Below are 13,501 nucleotides of genomic sequence, written 5' to 3'. Positions count from 1 at the left end.
ACGTCCACACAAGACGCGGTGTACAGTGGCATCACCCAGCGCCTTTTCCATCTTGTGCACTCGCGCTGCAACGATTGTTCTTTTGCAAACCACCTCACTTGGCTACCTGACCAAACAGGAAAGCATTGCTGTCCTCGGTGTCGACGATTTGTGGATCCGTTCGCTGCTCGATAAAAACCAGTTCCATGACCCTTTGGACGAGGCCCTCAATCTGGGGATTTCTTCAGCCACCTGGCCTCTGTTTGGTTTGCTGTGGCCTTCTGGGCAGTGCATGGCCGAGCGCATGGCGCAAAGGCCTGTGACCACTGAGCGGATACTCGAAATTGGCTGTGGCCTGGGTCTGTCCAGTTTGGTCGCCCACAGGCGCGGCGCCAACATCACGGCCAGTGACTGCCATCCCTTGACCCATGCTTTTCTGGACGAAAACACCCGTTTGAACGGTTTGCCTCGCATGGCTTACCGTCATGGTTTATGGGGTACCGCGGCCCTGCGCGAAGACGGCTTGCCCAACCTGACCTTGGCGCAGGATGCCGAGGTCAGCGGGATCTTTGATTTGATTGTAGGCAGCGATATTCTGTATGAACGTGACGATGAAGGGACACTGGCCAACTTCATCCATCACCATGCTGCAAGCCGCTCAGAAATCTGGGTGATCGATCCCAACCGGGGAAACCGTGCCCCCTTTCACAAACACATGGCACGCCTTGGCTTTGCCCTGCATGAACAACGGATAGACCGTGTCGCTCAGGATGGCGTCGCCGCCTACAAAGGCCGCATGCTCACCTACACACGGGGCTGAAGCCTTGTCGCGCCCGTCATGCCAGCGCTTTGGCATGCCCGCTGTGGATGCGGCGCCCGTTCCCTTCGGGGTCGCACCCATGCTCTCTCGCTATTGAACGCTCGGGGCTTGCAGACCCTGCAGCACCGGTGCTTTTCGTCCTGACTCGGCTCAAGGGTCCAAACAACCATTGAAACCGCTTCAGGTTGTCAGGGCCTCAAAGCAAACCCTCATAGGAAATGGTGATCGGCGCGTGGTCCGAAAACTTTTCACCTTTGTAAATGTGTTCGGCCCGGGCTTTTTCGGCCACGGCAGGCGTGGCCAGGTGGTAGTCCAGGCGCCAACCCACATTTTTGGCATAGGCCTGCCCACGGTTGCTCCACCAGGTGTAGCAAGCACCGGTGGTCTCGGGTTGCAGGCGACGGTACACATCCACCACGCCGCCTTCGGTGGTCAGCTGCGTCATCCAGGCACGCTCTTCAGGCAAAAAGCCGCTGTTCTTGAGGTTGCCTTTCCAGTTCTTGAGGTCGGCCTGTTGATGGGCGATGTTCACGTCACTGCACACGATGAAATCGCGCTCGGCCTTGAGCGCCATCAGGTGCGGGTACATCTTGCTCAAGAATCGAAATTTGGCCTCCTGCCGCTCGGGGCCGGAGGAGCCGCTGGGAAAGTACACGCTGATGATGGACAACTTGCGCTGGGGTGTGTCGAAGCGCGTTTCGACATAGCGCCCTTCGGCATCGAACTCACCACCGTCAAATCCCACCACCACGGCACTGGGTTCGTGGCGGGAGTAAACACCCACGCCCGAATAGCCTTTCTTTTCGGCAAAGTGAAAATGCCCCTTCAAACCCGCCAGCTCTTCAAACTTGCCCGCCACATCGGACGCCTGCGCTTTGACCTCTTGCACGCAAATACAATCGGGTTTCTCTTGAGCCAGCCATGCTGCGACCCCCTTGGTCGTTGCTGAACGGATGCCGTTGAGGTTGAGGCTGGTGAGTTTGAACAAGGACTTCCCCATGGTGACAGGACAGGCAAGCAGCGCCGAGATGCAGGCGCTCGCTCAGGAATTTGTGCAATTTGCGGTCGACTCGGGCGTACTGCGCTTTGGCGAATTCAAGACCAAAGCCGGGCGCATGAGCCCTTACTTTTTCAACGCCGGCCTGTTTGACGATGGCGCCAAACTCAGCCGACTGGCGCAATTTTATGCAAAAGCCTTGCTGGCCAGCGGCATCGAGTTCGACATGATTTTTGGCCCAGCCTACAAGGGCATCCCCCTAGGCGCAGCGGTGGCCGTCGAGCTGGCCCGCTTGGGCAAGAACGTGCCCTTTGCCTACAACCGCAAGGAAGCCAAGGACCATGGAGAAGGCGGCTCGCTGGTGGGCGCGCCACTCAAAGGGCGCGTGCTGATCGTGGACGACGTGATGAGCGCGGGCACCGCTGCTCGCGAATCCATCGAACTCATCAAGGCCACCGGCGCCACGCCTCACGCCATTGCGATTGCGCTGGACCGCCAGGAAATGGCCACCGAAAAGCAGGCCGACGGCTCAATCAAAGACGTGCCCCACAGCGCCGTGCAGTACGTGCGGGGCACGCTGGCCATGGACGTGTGCTGCATCGCTCAACTGTCCGACCTGCTGGCCTACCTGTCGGCGCAAAAAGGCCATGAATTGGGCCAACACCTGCCCAAGGTACAGGCTTACCGCGACCGATACGGTGTGTGACACCTGCCCTCCGATGGCGCAAACCCATCCACATGGCCCCGCCAACGGTTGACTGGGCTGCTGCAGAGACGTGAACCGGAGCAATCCCGAATGGGCCCGAATGTGCCCGAATGCGGCATAAAGGGTTATTATGTGCGGCTACCCATGATGTGTTCCTAACGTGAAATTCAAGCCTTTGGCCCTTGCAACGTGTTTGTTGTTGGCCTCTTCAATGCTCATTGCAGCGCCTGACGACGATCAGGGAACTGGGAACAAGCGTGCAATGGAGACACTCAACTTGATTCAGCTGGGGGATCAAGTCAAAACGAGTGTTGGCGAAAAAACCAATTTGATGCTGGGCCAGGCCATGACCTTACTGGGTGTGCCTTACAAAAGGGGCGGCCATTCTGCTGAATCCGGTTTTGACTGCAGTGGGTTTGTTCGTCACCTTTACGAAACTTCCATCGGTCGTTTGCTGCCGCGTCGTGCTGAAGAGCAGGCCGTGGCCACTGAGAAAATCGACCGCAGTGAGCTCAACCCCGGTGATTTGGTGTTTTTCAACACCATGCGACGCACGTTCAGCCATGTTGGCATCTACATTGGCGATGGCAAGTTCATCCATGCACCCAGCGCTGGCAAAGCGGTCCGCGTAGACGACTTGCGAGCGGCCTATTGGACCAAGCGATTCACGGGTGCGCGCCGAGTCCAGGAACCGACAACGCCAGACAGCACCAGTCGCTGAGCGGACGGTTCTGGTGACACAAAAACGCCACCGCAAAGGGTGGCGAACTTGATTTTGGTGCGGCTGGCGGGGATCGAACCCACGACCCTTGGCTTCGGAGGCCAATACTCTATCCACTGAGCTACAGCCGCACAATGATCACGATGAGCATTATCTCACGGCTTGTCTTTCTTCCTTGTTCATGCAAGCTCTGCGAAGGGTGGGCGGCTATAATGTTGGGTTGATTCCGGTCAATCCCAAGGCCCATCGGCCAAGCCCTACAAGAGGATTTCATGAGCGACAACAGCCACGATCAGCACGAAGCACACACCGGCCCGGTGAAAACACCCAAGCAAATGCTTTTGCTCAGCCTTGCTTCTTTCATCATTCCGGTGTTCATCATCATCGGCCTGGTGTTTTACGTCACTTCTGCCAACAAGACTGCGCCGGGCGCCAGTGACTCCGAGAAATCTGTGGCTCAACGCATCCAGAAGGTGGGCAGTGTTGAAGTTCGCGATGCCAATCGCCCCTTGAAAGCTGGCGAAGAGGTTTACAAGGCGCAATGTGCTGCTTGCCATGCAGCAGGGGCTGCTGGTGCACCCAAGTTTGCCGATGCTGGCGCTTGGGGTGTGCGCATCAAACAAGGTCTCGACACCTTGGTCACTTCTGCCCTCAAAGGCAAAGGTGCCATGGGTGCTCAAGGTGGTGGTGATTTCAATGACATCGAAATTGCCCGTGCTGTGGTTTATCTGGCCAACAGTGCCGGTGGCAAGTTTGAAGAACCCAAGGCACCTGCTGCTGAAGCCGACAAAAAGTAAGCGCTCAAAACCTCGCAAAGAACCGACCAGCTTGGTCGGTTTTTTTATGGTGGGTCTGTCTTGGCTTGGCTTTGCGCTTTCTGCGGGCTGATCACGAAACCAAAGCGGTCGGCCAAGTTGCGGGACAAGCATTCTTCTGGCACCCAGTGGCGCTGGTCGATGGCATCGGCGACCAAGACCACATCCGAAGTGTGCACCAGGCCCAGGCCCAATGGCGTGTCCAAATAGACATGACCCAGTTCATCGACCAGGCATGACAAGACACGTGTTGTTTGCCCTGTGTGTGCGGTCGGCTCAAAAATCTCACTCAAGCGCCAGACATAAGGCGCCATTTCCAGTTCGACATATACCCTTTGCGGTCCATTTTGGAAATACCATCGCCCTTGATCATCGGCCTCGTAATTGCGTTGAATGAAATCAATGAGTTTGTCATGCCGCAGCACCGAGCCCTTGGCACCTTCCACCCCACTTTGGAAGGCACCCAAACGCTGAACCTGGTCATCCCGCATGAGCCATCGCCCGCGACTGTCAAGGCCCAACCAGCCGAAACAATCGGGCACATTCGGCCATTTGGCCATGGCTTGTCGAACGATGTCATCCATGTCACATCCCCTGCGTGATCGGATGCCCGGACGCCGACATCAGCCAGCCCCCAACGGCATCAGGCAAGCCACGAACATGGCTGGGCCAATTGCCTTGTGCAAACCCCACGTGACCCCCGTGCTCCGGTTGCCAGAGTGTGACCGTTTTTGACACGTCCATCTGCTGAGGCAGGCTGCTGGCGGGGACAAAAGGATCATTGCGGGCATTCAAGGCCAATGCAGGAAGACCGATATTTTTCATCAAAGGCTTGGCTGAAGCTCGGCTCCAGTACTCATCCGTATCCCTGAAGCCATGCAGGGGCGCGGTGAACACATTGTCAAACTCATAAAGATCGCGCGCTGCCATCAGTTTTTGTGCATCAAACAACCCTGGATGCTGTTTCAGCTTGGCCATGGCTTTGGGTTTCATGCTGCGCAAAAACATGCGGGTGTAGATGTGTCGGTTCAATCCCCGGCCCATGGCATGCCCACTTTGGACGAGATCAAGGGGCGAGCAAATCGAAGCGATGGCATCCGCCTTTTGACGTGCCTCTTGGCCATGCTCCGCTGCCCAACGCATGAGCGCATTGCCGCCCAATGAGACGCCTGCAGCCACCATGCATTGCCCCCCTTGCGCTTGATGCTTCTGGCGCAGGCGCCCCAGCACCCAGTCAATTTCCTGGTGATCGCCCGAATGGTAAGCCCGCGGGGCTTGGTTGAGTTCACCACTGCATCCTCGGAAATGTGGCAATGCAAAATGGAAATCGTGCACCGCTGCCCAATCGGCAAAAGCCTGCGCGTAGTGGCTATTGGATGAACCTTCCAGACCGTGAAACAACACCATCATCGGTCTGTCCTGTCGGCTAGCTTGTTGCCGGTCGACATCGATGAAATCGCCATCCGGTGTGGCCCAGCGCTCGCGGACTTTGGGCAACACGGGTCCCCAGCGTCTGCGCGAACAGAGTGCTGACCAAATGGTCTGGGTGTGCCCACCAGGCAACCATGCCGGCGCTTTGTATTGCATGGGTTCAGTGCAACACCACGGGCTTCACGCCTACATCCGCCATATCGTTCGGTGTCCCCGGACTGGCATGGTGCACCACCATGCGCCAGCCTTGTGGTGTCTTGTGGAAAACATTCGTTGCCAGCACAAACGCCTGCTTGGCGCCTTGCGGTGTAATCAATTCAACCCTTTCCACCAAATGGTGCACAGCACTGGCCAATGAACTGATTTTGCGGATTCTTTCCGGATGGGCTTGCACACTGCCATTGGCAAACATGCTCTCAAAATTGGCACGAATGGCACCCGGCCCGATCAATCGCGGGCCTCCAGGGTGAACGCAAACGATGTCATCTTCTTCCGCCCAGCAATCCATGAGTTGCTCAATGTCGGCGTTGTGCAGGGCTTCATAAAAGCTCTGTTCAATATCGTCAGGTGTTCCCCCCACGATGGCGGCGTGCAATTTGGCTCGTTTCATGTTGTGTGAAGTCTACACGTGTGCACAGTACGGCGGAGCACAAAAAACCCGGCCACATTGCTGCGCCGGGTTTTGAAGACGTCCGCTCTTGAGCAGACACCACGCCTGAGCGCAGGTCTTATTTTTTGCGGTATTTGCGCAGGGCCGACAGCTGGGCTGCCAGCACCGCCAATTCGGACTGGGCCACGGCCAAATCGATTTCGCTTTTGGCGTTGCGCAGGGCTTCTTCGGCCAATTGCTTGGCGGCATTGGCTTTTTCTTCGTCGAGGTCTTTGCCGCGAATCGCGGTGTCCGACATCACAGTCACGCAGTCGGGCTGCACTTCCAGAATGCCACCGGCCACGAAAACGAATTCTTCGCCGCCATCAGCCTTCTCGATGCGAACCGACCCGGCTTTGATGCGGGTGATCAGCGGCGTGTGGCGTGGGTAAATGCCCAGCTCACCAGACTCACCGGGCAAGGCCACGAACCGGGCTTCACCCGACCAGATGGACTCTTCGGCACTGACCACATCAACGTGGATGGTGTTCATGTTTACTCCTTAAAAAGGTGCTCTAAAGCGGGCTTCGGGGGGCAAATGCCGCCCCGAGGCACAGCCTTAAGCGGCCTTTTTGGCCTTCTCGAAAGCTTCGTCGATGGTGCCGACCATGTAGAAGGCTTGCTCTGGCAGGTGATCGCACTCGCCAGCGACAATCATCTTGAAACCACGGATGGTTTCGGCCAAGGTGACGTATTTGCCGGGCGAGCCAGTGAACACTTCCGCCACGTGGAAGGGCTGCGACAGGAAACGCTGGATCTTGCGGGCACGGGCCACGGCCAATTTGTCTTCAGGGGCCAAGTCGTCCATGCCCATGATGGCGATGATGTCGCGCAGTTCGCGGTAACGCTGCAAGGTGCCTTGCACAGCGCGGGCTGTTTCGTAGTGGTCTTGACCAACGACCAGCGGATCCAGCTGGCGGCTGGTGGAGTCCAATGGATCGACCGCAGGGTAGATACCGAGCGAAGCGATGTCACGGGACAACACGACGGTGGAGTCCAAGTGCGCGAAGGTGGTCGCAGGCGATGGGTCGGTCAAGTCGTCCGCTGGCACGTAAACGGCTTGAATCGATGTGATAGAGCCCACTTTGGTAGAGGTAATACGCTCTTGCAGACGGCCCATTTCTTCGGCCAGCGTAGGCTGGTAACCCACAGCAGAAGGCATACGGCCCAACAAGGCGGACACTTCGGTACCGGCCAAGGTGTAGCGGTAGATGTTGTCCACGAAGAACAACACGTCTTTGCCTTCGTCACGGAAGGATTCAGCGATGGTCAGACCGGTCAAGGCGACGCGCAAACGGTTGCCTGGTGGCTCGTTCATCTGACCGTACACCATGGCCACTTTGGACTCGGGCAGGTTCTCGAGGTTCACGACGCCGGAGTCGGCCATCTCGTGATAAAAGTCGTTGCCCTCACGGGTACGCTCACCCACACCGGCGAACACGGACAAGCCGCTGTGCGCCTTGGCGATGTTATTGATGAGTTCCATCATGTTCACGGTCTTGCCCACACCGGCACCACCGAACAGACCGACCTTACCGCCTTTGGCGAAAGGGCACACCAAGTCAATCACCTTGATGCCGGTTTCCAGCAGTTCTTGTGAGGGGCTCAGTTCGTCGTAAGCGGGAGCTTTGCGGTGAATGGAAGCGGTGAGTTCCTGGCTCACTGGACCGCGTTCGTCGATGGGCGAACCCAACACGTCCATGATGCGGCCCAGTGTGGCCTTGCCCACGGGCACGGTGATCGCCTTGCCGGTGTTGGACACCATCAAGCCACGACGCAAACCGTCGGAAGAACCGAGCGCAATGGTGCGCACGATGCCGTCGCCGAGTTGCTGTTGCACTTCCAGGGTCAGCGCAGAGCCTTCCATTTTGAGTGCGTCATAAACTTTGGGCATCTGGTTGCGTGGAAATTCCACGTCGACCACAGCGCCAATACACTGAACAATTTTTCCTTGGGCTTGCATTTTTCGCTCCAAATAATTTGAATTTGCAGAACTGGGAATCAACCACTGATCGCGGCTGCGCCAGAGACGATTTCCGACAGTTCTTTGGTGATGGCGGCTTGACGGGTCTTGTTGTAGACGAGCTTGAGCTCGCCGATCACATTGCCGGCGTTGTCGGTCGCAGCCTTCATGGCCACCATTCGGGCGGCATGCTCGGAGGCCATGTTTTCAGCCACGGCCTGGTAGGCCAAGGCTTCTGCATAACGGACCAAGAGATCGTCAATCACCGACTGGGCATCGGGTTCATAGATGTAATCCCAAGCGTGCGTATGGCCAGCCTCTTTGGTTTCGGCTTTCATGTCCGCAGCAGACAGCGGCAGCAGCATGTCGATGGTGGGCACTTGCGCCATGGTGCTGACAAACTTGTTGTAGCACAGGTACACCGCGCTCACTTCACCTGCAGCGTAGGCATCGAGCAGCACTTTGACGGGGCCAATCAGCTTGTCGAGGTGCGGCTTATCGCCCAATTGCGTCACATGGGCCACCACTTTGGCATTGACCCGGTTCAGAAAACCGAGACCCTTGCCACCGACGGCCACGGCCACAGGGGTTTTGCCCTGGGCTTGTGTTTCACGCAGTTGAACGGTCACAGCGCGCAAGAGGTTGGTGTTCAAACCGCCACACAAACCCTTGTCCGTAGTGACCACAATGAAGCCCACCGACTTGCCGTCGTTTCGCCTCATGAAGGGGTGCACGTACTCAGGGTTGGCCTGACCGAGATGGCTCGCAATGGTGCGAATCTTCTCGCTGTAAGGCCGGGCCGTGCGCATACGCTCCTGCGCTTTGCGCATTTTGGAGACGGAAATCATCTCCATGGCCTTGGTGATCTTCTTGGTGTTTTCCACCGATTTGATCTTGGTGCGTAGTTCCTTGCCCGATGCCATCAGAGGCTCCTTTTGATCAGGTAGAAATTAAGCAAAGCTTTTCTTGAAAGCGGCCACGGCGGCGTGCAATTCGGCTTCCGCCTCTTTGTCCAACGCTTTGGAGCTTTCGATCTTGGCCAGCAAAGCAGCGCACGAGTCCTTCAGGTAAGCGTGCAAGCCGTGCTCGAAAGCCAAAACTTTCTTGACGTCGATGTCGTCCATGAAACCTTTGTTCACCGCAAACAGGCTGGCGCCCATCAGGCTGATGGACAGCGGGCTGTACTGGGCTTGCTTGAGCAATTCGGTCACGCGGGCACCACGGTCGAGCTGCTTTCGTGTGGACTCGTCCAGATCGGAAGCGAACTGCGCGAACGCAGCCAATTCACGGTACTGGGCCAAATCGGTACGGATACCGCCGGACTGGCCTTTGATGATCTTGGTCTGGGCGGAGCTACCGACGCGCGACACCGAGATACCGGCGTTGATCGCAGGACGGATACCGGCGTTGAACAAGGAGGTTTCCAAGAAGATCTGACCGTCGGTGATCGAAATCACGTTGGTGGGCACGAAAGCGGACACGTCACCGGCTTGGGTCTCAATGATCGGCAAGGCGGTCAATGAACCTGTTTTGCCAGTGACGGCGCCTTTGGTGAAGGCTTCGACGTAGTCGGCGTTGACGCGGGCTGCACGCTCGAGTAGACGGCTGTGGAGATAGAACACGTCGCCAGGGTAGGCTTCGCGGCCTGGTGGGCGACGCAAGAGCAGTGACACTTGACGGTAAGCCACGGCTTGCTTGGACAGATCGTCATAAACGATCAAAGCGTCTTCGCCGCGGTCGCGGAAGTATTCACCCATCGTGCAGCCGGAGTAGGCCGACACGTACTGCATGGCCGCGGATTCAGATGCCGAGGCGGCCACGACGATGGTGTATTCCATCGCGCCAGCTTGTTCCAGAGCGCGCACCACGTTTTTGATCGACGAGGCTTTTTGGCCAATCGCGACGTAAACGCAGGTCATGTTATGACCTTTTTGGTTGATGATGGCGTCGATCGCGACGGCGGTTTTGCCGGTCTGACGGTCGCCAATGATCAGTTCGCGCTGGCCACGGCCCACGGGCACCATGGAGTCGATCGACTTCAGGCCAGTTTGCATAGGCTGGTCAACCGATTTACGTGCGATCACGCCCGGGGCGACTTTCTCGATCACGTCGGTCATCTTGGCGTTGATGGGGCCTTTGCCGTCGATCGGTTGACCCAGTGCGTTCACCACGCGGCCAATCAGTTCGGGGCCGACAGGCACTTCCAGAATGCGGCCGGTGCACTTGACCGTATCGCCTTCGGAAATGTGCTCGTACTCGCCCAAGATCACGGCGCCCACCGAGTCACGCTCGAGGTTCAGGGCCAGACCGTAAGTGGCGGCACCTTCAGCGGTGGCCGGGAATTCGAGCATCTCGCCCTGCATCACATCGGACAGGCCGTGCACGCGAACGATACCGTCGGTCACGGACACCACGGTGCCCTGGTTGCGGATATCGGCGCTGGCGGACAGCCCTTCAATGCGGCTCTTGATCAGTTCAGAAATTTCTGCGGGATTGAGTTGCATGACTCTTTCCTTCTTTCTTTAAATATGTCCGGTCTCACCCGCTTAAGCGGTGAGGGCCGATTTCATTTGTTCCAGTCGGGCCTTGACAGAGGTATCGAGCACCTCGTCACCCACCACCACACGAATGCCGCCAATCAAGGCTGCATCCAATTCGACGCTCACGTTGAGCTTGCGCGCAAAGCGTTTTTCGAGCGTGGACGACAAATCGGCCAAGGCCGAAGCGTCGATGGGGAATGCACTGTAAACCACCGCGTCAGCGGTGCCACCTTGTGCATTCATGAGGGCCCGGTACTGCTGTGCAACGACAGCCAGCGCACTGAGACGGCGGTTTTCGATCACCAGGCGCAGGAAGTTCTTACCGGCCTCAGGCAGTGCTGTTCGAAGCACGCCAGAGATCAGCTCGAAAGCCTGCTCATCGGACACTTTGGGGCTGTCGACAAACTGTTGCAATTGCGCGTTTTCCGCAACAGCGGCCAGTTCATCCAGCCAAGCGGCCGTGCCAGCAAGATCGGATGCCTGCGCTTTGAAAAGCGCTTCGGCATAAGGGCGGGCGATGGTAGCAAGTTCTGCCATGGTCTTCTCTGGCTGGAGCTTTTACAGCTCGGTCTTGAGGCGGCTGAGCAGATCAGCGTGAACGCCTGCATTGACTTCCTTGCGGAGAATCTGCTCGGCGCCTTTCACAGCCAAAGCTGCAACCTGCTCACGAAGAGCTTCACGCACTTTGACAGCTTCCTGCTCAGCTTCAGCTTTTGCAGTGGCGATGATCTTGTTGCCTTCTTCGGTGGCACGTGCTTTGGCTTCGTCAACGATGCCATTTGCACGGCGCTCGGCATCAGCCAGGCGCGAAGCCGTCTCGTTGCGCGACTTGGCCAACTCGGACTCGACACGCGCATTGGCGTTGGAGAGTTCGGCTTTGGCTTTGTCGGCGGCAGCGAGGCCGTCAGCGATTTTCTGTGCCCGTTCGTCGAGCGCTTTTGTGATCGGGGGCCACACGAATTTCATCGTGAACCACACCAGAATCGCAAAAACGATCATCTGAATGAACAGAGTAGCGTTAATGTTCACGGTTCAATCCTTCTTCTGTTGGAAGAGGTGCGCGGATCACTTCAAAACGAAGGGGTTGGCGAAGGCGAACAGCAAAGCAATGGCCACACCGATCAAGAACGCAGCGTCGATCAAACCAGCCAACAGAAACATTTTGGTCTGCAATTCGTTCATCAATTCAGGCTGACGTGCGCCGGATTCGAGGAATTTACCACCCATCATGCCGATGCCGATAGAGGCACCCAAAGCGCCCAAACCAACGATCAAACCGCAAGCCAATGCCACCAGGCCGAGAATGTTTTCCATGAGAAGCTCCTAAAAGTTAGTGGAAAAAAGAAACACGAAAAGAAAAAAACGTCATCAATGTGCATCGTGCGCCTGGCCTGTGTAGACCAAGGTCAACATCATAAAGATGAAGGCTTGCAAGGTGATGACCAAGATGTGGAACAGTGTCCACACAGTACCGGCGATGACATGGCCAATGGCCAAGCCCACACCCGTTGTTGACAACGCCCAGCCGCCACCCATCAGGGCGATCAACATGAACACCAACTCACCCGCAAACATGTTGCCAAACAGTCGCATGCCATGCGATACGGTCTTGGCCAAATATTCAATCATCTGCATCAAGAAATTGATCGGATACAGTGCCCAATGGTCACCAAAGGGCGCCGAAATGAGCTCATGCACCCAGCCGCCAGCTCCCTTGATTTTGATGTTGTAAAACAAGCAAATCAGCAGCACTGAACACGACAAACCCAAGGTTGTAGACAAGTCCGCAGTAGGAACAACACGCATGTAATCCTTAAAGCCCAAAGCCGGACCCGCCGCATGCCAAATGCCTGGTAGTAAGTCCACGGGCAACATGTCCATCGCGTTCATAAGGAAAATCCAAACAAACACCGTCAGCGCCAAAGGTGAAATCAACTTGCGGCTCTTGGCGTTGTGAATCACCCCTTTGGCTTGGTTTTCGACCATCTCGGAGAGCAATTCAACAGCCGCCTGGAAGCGCCCTGGCACGCCCGATGTGGCTTTGCGAGCAGCAGACCACAAAAGGAAACAGCCAACAACACCCAACAACACCGAAAACACAACCGAATCGAGGTTGAACAAACTGAAGTCGACGATGCTTGTTTGCTTGACGCCTTCAAATGAGAAATTCATTTGCAGATGTTGCAAGTGATGCTGGATGTACTCTCCAGCCGTTGGGGCATGCGCGCCAGCGTTTTCAGCAGACATAAATCACCAATCAGTTCAATAAAAAGTCGATTTCGATTTTCGTTGCACCCAGCCCAGCGCCATGGCCAGCCAGTACACCTTGATCGTCACCACAAAGCTGGCCACCAAGGCAAGCCAGCTCAAATCAGATATCAATTTAGGCGCAGCCAAAAGCAACGCCACGGTCAAAACTATTTTGACCAACTCCCAGGCAAACAAACCCACCATCGCATCTTTTGGATTGGCCGCTTGCATTTGTCGGCTCAAAGCCCTAACAAACACCATGGCAGGTATCACCACAGCAACCACACCCCAAGCCACTGATGCAGCCAATCGCCGCTCATCCATCAATAGCCATGTCAACAGAACCATCAAGACACCCACCAATGCCTGCAAACCAATGATGCGCCACGGCATCAATGCAGGATTTTTCAGCCGCCAAGCTTGCGCCTCTTCGGCTGTCAGGGGCTTGAATTCAAGTTCCGTGACATCATCTGTTGCACTTGCTTTCAGTTTGTCTGGGGCCACTTGAGAAGTTGAGGCGATGTCAGTCATCTCAATTGGCAACCAGGTTAAACATGCTTCAAGTTTTGCAAAGCCTCAGATTTTATACGTAAAAACCCGTGCCTTTCCATTTTTTCCCCTAATCCACGC

17 protein-coding genes and 1 tRNA gene are annotated in these 13,501 nt (G+C 56.5%); 4 read left to right on the top strand and 14 right to left on the bottom strand.

Going from position 1 to position 13,501, the window contains the following annotated elements; all coding sequences use genetic code 11:
• Positions 1–82 precede the first annotated feature (82 nt).
• Entirely contained in the window at positions 83–799 is a 717-nt protein-coding gene (locus LHAB_RS05380; RefSeq protein WP_090044385.1) for a class I SAM-dependent methyltransferase, read from the top strand.
• Between the two features lie 196 nt (positions 800–995).
• On the opposite strand, the gene LHAB_RS05375 is transcribed toward LHAB_RS05380, so the two are convergent.
• Complete coding sequence (locus tag LHAB_RS05375) at positions 996–1,787, bottom strand: exodeoxyribonuclease III (RefSeq protein WP_090047704.1); 792 nt, start codon at positions 1,785–1,787, stop codon at positions 996–998.
• A gap of 10 nt (positions 1,788–1,797) precedes the next feature.
• Here LHAB_RS05375 and pyrE point away from each other — a divergent pair, with 10 nt between their 5' ends.
• Both pyrE and LHAB_RS05365 read left to right on the top strand, forming a co-directional pair.
• On the top strand, positions 1,798–2,502 hold the full coding sequence (pyrE, locus tag LHAB_RS05370) for an orotate phosphoribosyltransferase (protein WP_090044382.1): 705 nt from the start codon (positions 1,798–1,800) through the stop codon (positions 2,500–2,502).
• 211 nt (positions 2,503–2,713) lie between these two features.
• Complete coding sequence (locus LHAB_RS05365; protein WP_090044379.1) at positions 2,714–3,223, top strand: C40 family peptidase; 510 nt, start codon at positions 2,714–2,716, stop codon at positions 3,221–3,223.
• Between the two features lie 55 nt (positions 3,224–3,278).
• On the opposite strand, the gene LHAB_RS05360 is transcribed toward LHAB_RS05365, so the two are convergent.
• Positions 3,279–3,354: transfer RNA gene (locus LHAB_RS05360), tRNA-Arg, on the bottom strand.
• Between the two features lie 141 nt (positions 3,355–3,495).
• On the opposite strand from LHAB_RS05360, the gene LHAB_RS05355 reads away from it, so the two are divergent.
• Complete coding sequence (locus LHAB_RS05355; RefSeq protein ID WP_090044376.1) at positions 3,496–4,020, top strand: c-type cytochrome; 525 nt, start codon at positions 3,496–3,498, stop codon at positions 4,018–4,020.
• A gap of 44 nt (positions 4,021–4,064) precedes the next feature.
• On the opposite strand, the gene LHAB_RS05350 is transcribed toward LHAB_RS05355, so the two are convergent.
• The 12 genes from LHAB_RS05350 to LHAB_RS05295 form a co-directional block, all read right to left on the bottom strand.
• Positions 4,065–4,622 carry a DUF2946 family protein gene (locus LHAB_RS05350; protein WP_090044373.1) on the bottom strand — a complete coding sequence of 186 codons (558 nt, stop codon included), beginning with the start codon at positions 4,620–4,622 and terminating at the stop codon, positions 4,065–4,067.
• A gap of 1 nt (position 4,623) precedes the next feature.
• Positions 4,624–5,625: a YheT family hydrolase gene (locus LHAB_RS05345; RefSeq protein WP_090044371.1), complete on the bottom strand. Its 1,002-nt coding sequence runs from the start codon at positions 5,623–5,625 to the stop codon at positions 4,624–4,626.
• A gap of 4 nt (positions 5,626–5,629) precedes the next feature.
• Positions 5,630–6,079, bottom strand: a complete 450-nt coding sequence (locus LHAB_RS05340) for a YybH family protein (RefSeq protein ID WP_090044369.1) — start codon at positions 6,077–6,079, stop codon at positions 5,630–5,632.
• 118 nt (positions 6,080–6,197) lie between these two features.
• On the bottom strand, positions 6,198–6,611 hold the full coding sequence (locus tag LHAB_RS05335; RefSeq protein WP_090044366.1) for a F0F1 ATP synthase subunit epsilon: 414 nt from the start codon (positions 6,609–6,611) through the stop codon (positions 6,198–6,200).
• Between the two features lie 66 nt (positions 6,612–6,677).
• Positions 6,678–8,081, bottom strand: coding sequence for a F0F1 ATP synthase subunit beta (atpD, locus tag LHAB_RS05330; protein WP_019426873.1), 1,404 nt, complete (start codon positions 8,079–8,081; stop codon positions 6,678–6,680).
• Between the two features lie 38 nt (positions 8,082–8,119).
• Entirely contained in the window at positions 8,120–9,004 is an 885-nt protein-coding gene (gene atpG, locus LHAB_RS05325; protein WP_090044363.1) for a F0F1 ATP synthase subunit gamma, read from the bottom strand.
• Between the two features lie 27 nt (positions 9,005–9,031).
• Positions 9,032–10,585: a F0F1 ATP synthase subunit alpha gene (atpA, locus tag LHAB_RS05320; protein ID WP_090044361.1), complete on the bottom strand. Its 1,554-nt coding sequence runs from the start codon at positions 10,583–10,585 to the stop codon at positions 9,032–9,034.
• A 42-nt stretch (positions 10,586–10,627) separates the two neighbouring features.
• Positions 10,628–11,158, bottom strand: a complete 531-nt coding sequence (locus LHAB_RS05315) for a F0F1 ATP synthase subunit delta (protein ID WP_090044358.1) — start codon at positions 11,156–11,158, stop codon at positions 10,628–10,630.
• Positions 11,159–11,179: 21 nt separating this feature from the next.
• Positions 11,180–11,650: a F0F1 ATP synthase subunit B gene (locus LHAB_RS05310; protein WP_090044355.1), complete on the bottom strand. Its 471-nt coding sequence runs from the start codon at positions 11,648–11,650 to the stop codon at positions 11,180–11,182.
• A gap of 36 nt (positions 11,651–11,686) precedes the next feature.
• Positions 11,687–11,935 carry a F0F1 ATP synthase subunit C gene (gene atpE, locus LHAB_RS05305; protein WP_019426878.1) on the bottom strand — a complete coding sequence of 83 codons (249 nt, stop codon included), beginning with the start codon at positions 11,933–11,935 and terminating at the stop codon, positions 11,687–11,689.
• Between the two features lie 54 nt (positions 11,936–11,989).
• Entirely contained in the window at positions 11,990–12,868 is an 879-nt protein-coding gene (atpB, locus tag LHAB_RS05300; RefSeq protein ID WP_090044352.1) for a F0F1 ATP synthase subunit A, read from the bottom strand.
• A 15-nt stretch (positions 12,869–12,883) separates the two neighbouring features.
• On the bottom strand, positions 12,884–13,402 hold the full coding sequence (locus LHAB_RS05295) for an ATP synthase subunit I (RefSeq protein WP_090044349.1): 519 nt from the start codon (positions 13,400–13,402) through the stop codon (positions 12,884–12,886).
• Positions 13,403–13,501 lie beyond the last annotated feature (99 nt).

It is taken from the genome of Limnohabitans sp. 2KL-27 (assembly GCF_001269345.1).
GTDB lineage: Bacteria > Pseudomonadota > Gammaproteobacteria > Burkholderiales > Burkholderiaceae_C > Limnohabitans_A.
This window is presented reverse-complemented; position numbering and strand designations above follow the sequence as displayed.

Coding starts and splice junctions, on each gene's coding strand:
- pyrE (WP_090044382.1), top strand. CDS start 1,798: ATGGTGACAGGACAGGCAAGCAGCGCCGAGATGCAGGCGCTCGCTCAG.
- LHAB_RS05365 (WP_090044379.1), top strand. CDS start 2,714: ATGCTCATTGCAGCGCCTGACGACGATCAGGGAACTGGGAACAAGCGT.
- LHAB_RS05355 (WP_090044376.1), top strand. CDS start 3,496: ATGAGCGACAACAGCCACGATCAGCACGAAGCACACACCGGCCCGGTG.
- LHAB_RS05350 (WP_090044373.1), bottom strand. CDS start 4,622: ATGGATGACATCGTTCGACAAGCCATGGCCAAATGGCCGAATGTGCCC.
- LHAB_RS05345 (WP_090044371.1), bottom strand. CDS start 5,625: ATGCAATACAAAGCGCCGGCATGGTTGCCTGGTGGGCACACCCAGACC.
- LHAB_RS05340 (WP_090044369.1), bottom strand. CDS start 6,079: ATGAAACGAGCCAAATTGCACGCCGCCATCGTGGGGGGAACACCTGAC.
- LHAB_RS05335 (WP_090044366.1), bottom strand. CDS start 6,611: ATGAACACCATCCACGTTGATGTGGTCAGTGCCGAAGAGTCCATCTGG.
- atpD (WP_019426873.1), bottom strand. CDS start 8,081: ATGCAAGCCCAAGGAAAAATTGTTCAGTGTATTGGCGCTGTGGTCGAC.
- atpG (WP_090044363.1), bottom strand. CDS start 9,004: ATGGCATCGGGCAAGGAACTACGCACCAAGATCAAATCGGTGGAAAAC.
- atpA (WP_090044361.1), bottom strand. CDS start 10,585: ATGCAACTCAATCCCGCAGAAATTTCTGAACTGATCAAGAGCCGCATT.
- LHAB_RS05315 (WP_090044358.1), bottom strand. CDS start 11,158: ATGGCAGAACTTGCTACCATCGCCCGCCCTTATGCCGAAGCGCTTTTC.
- atpE (WP_019426878.1), bottom strand. CDS start 11,935: ATGGAAAACATTCTCGGCCTGGTGGCATTGGCTTGCGGTTTGATCGTT.
- atpB (WP_090044352.1), bottom strand. CDS start 12,868: ATGTCTGCTGAAAACGCTGGCGCGCATGCCCCAACGGCTGGAGAGTAC.
- LHAB_RS05295 (WP_090044349.1), bottom strand. CDS start 13,402: ATGACTGACATCGCCTCAACTTCTCAAGTGGCCCCAGACAAACTGAAA.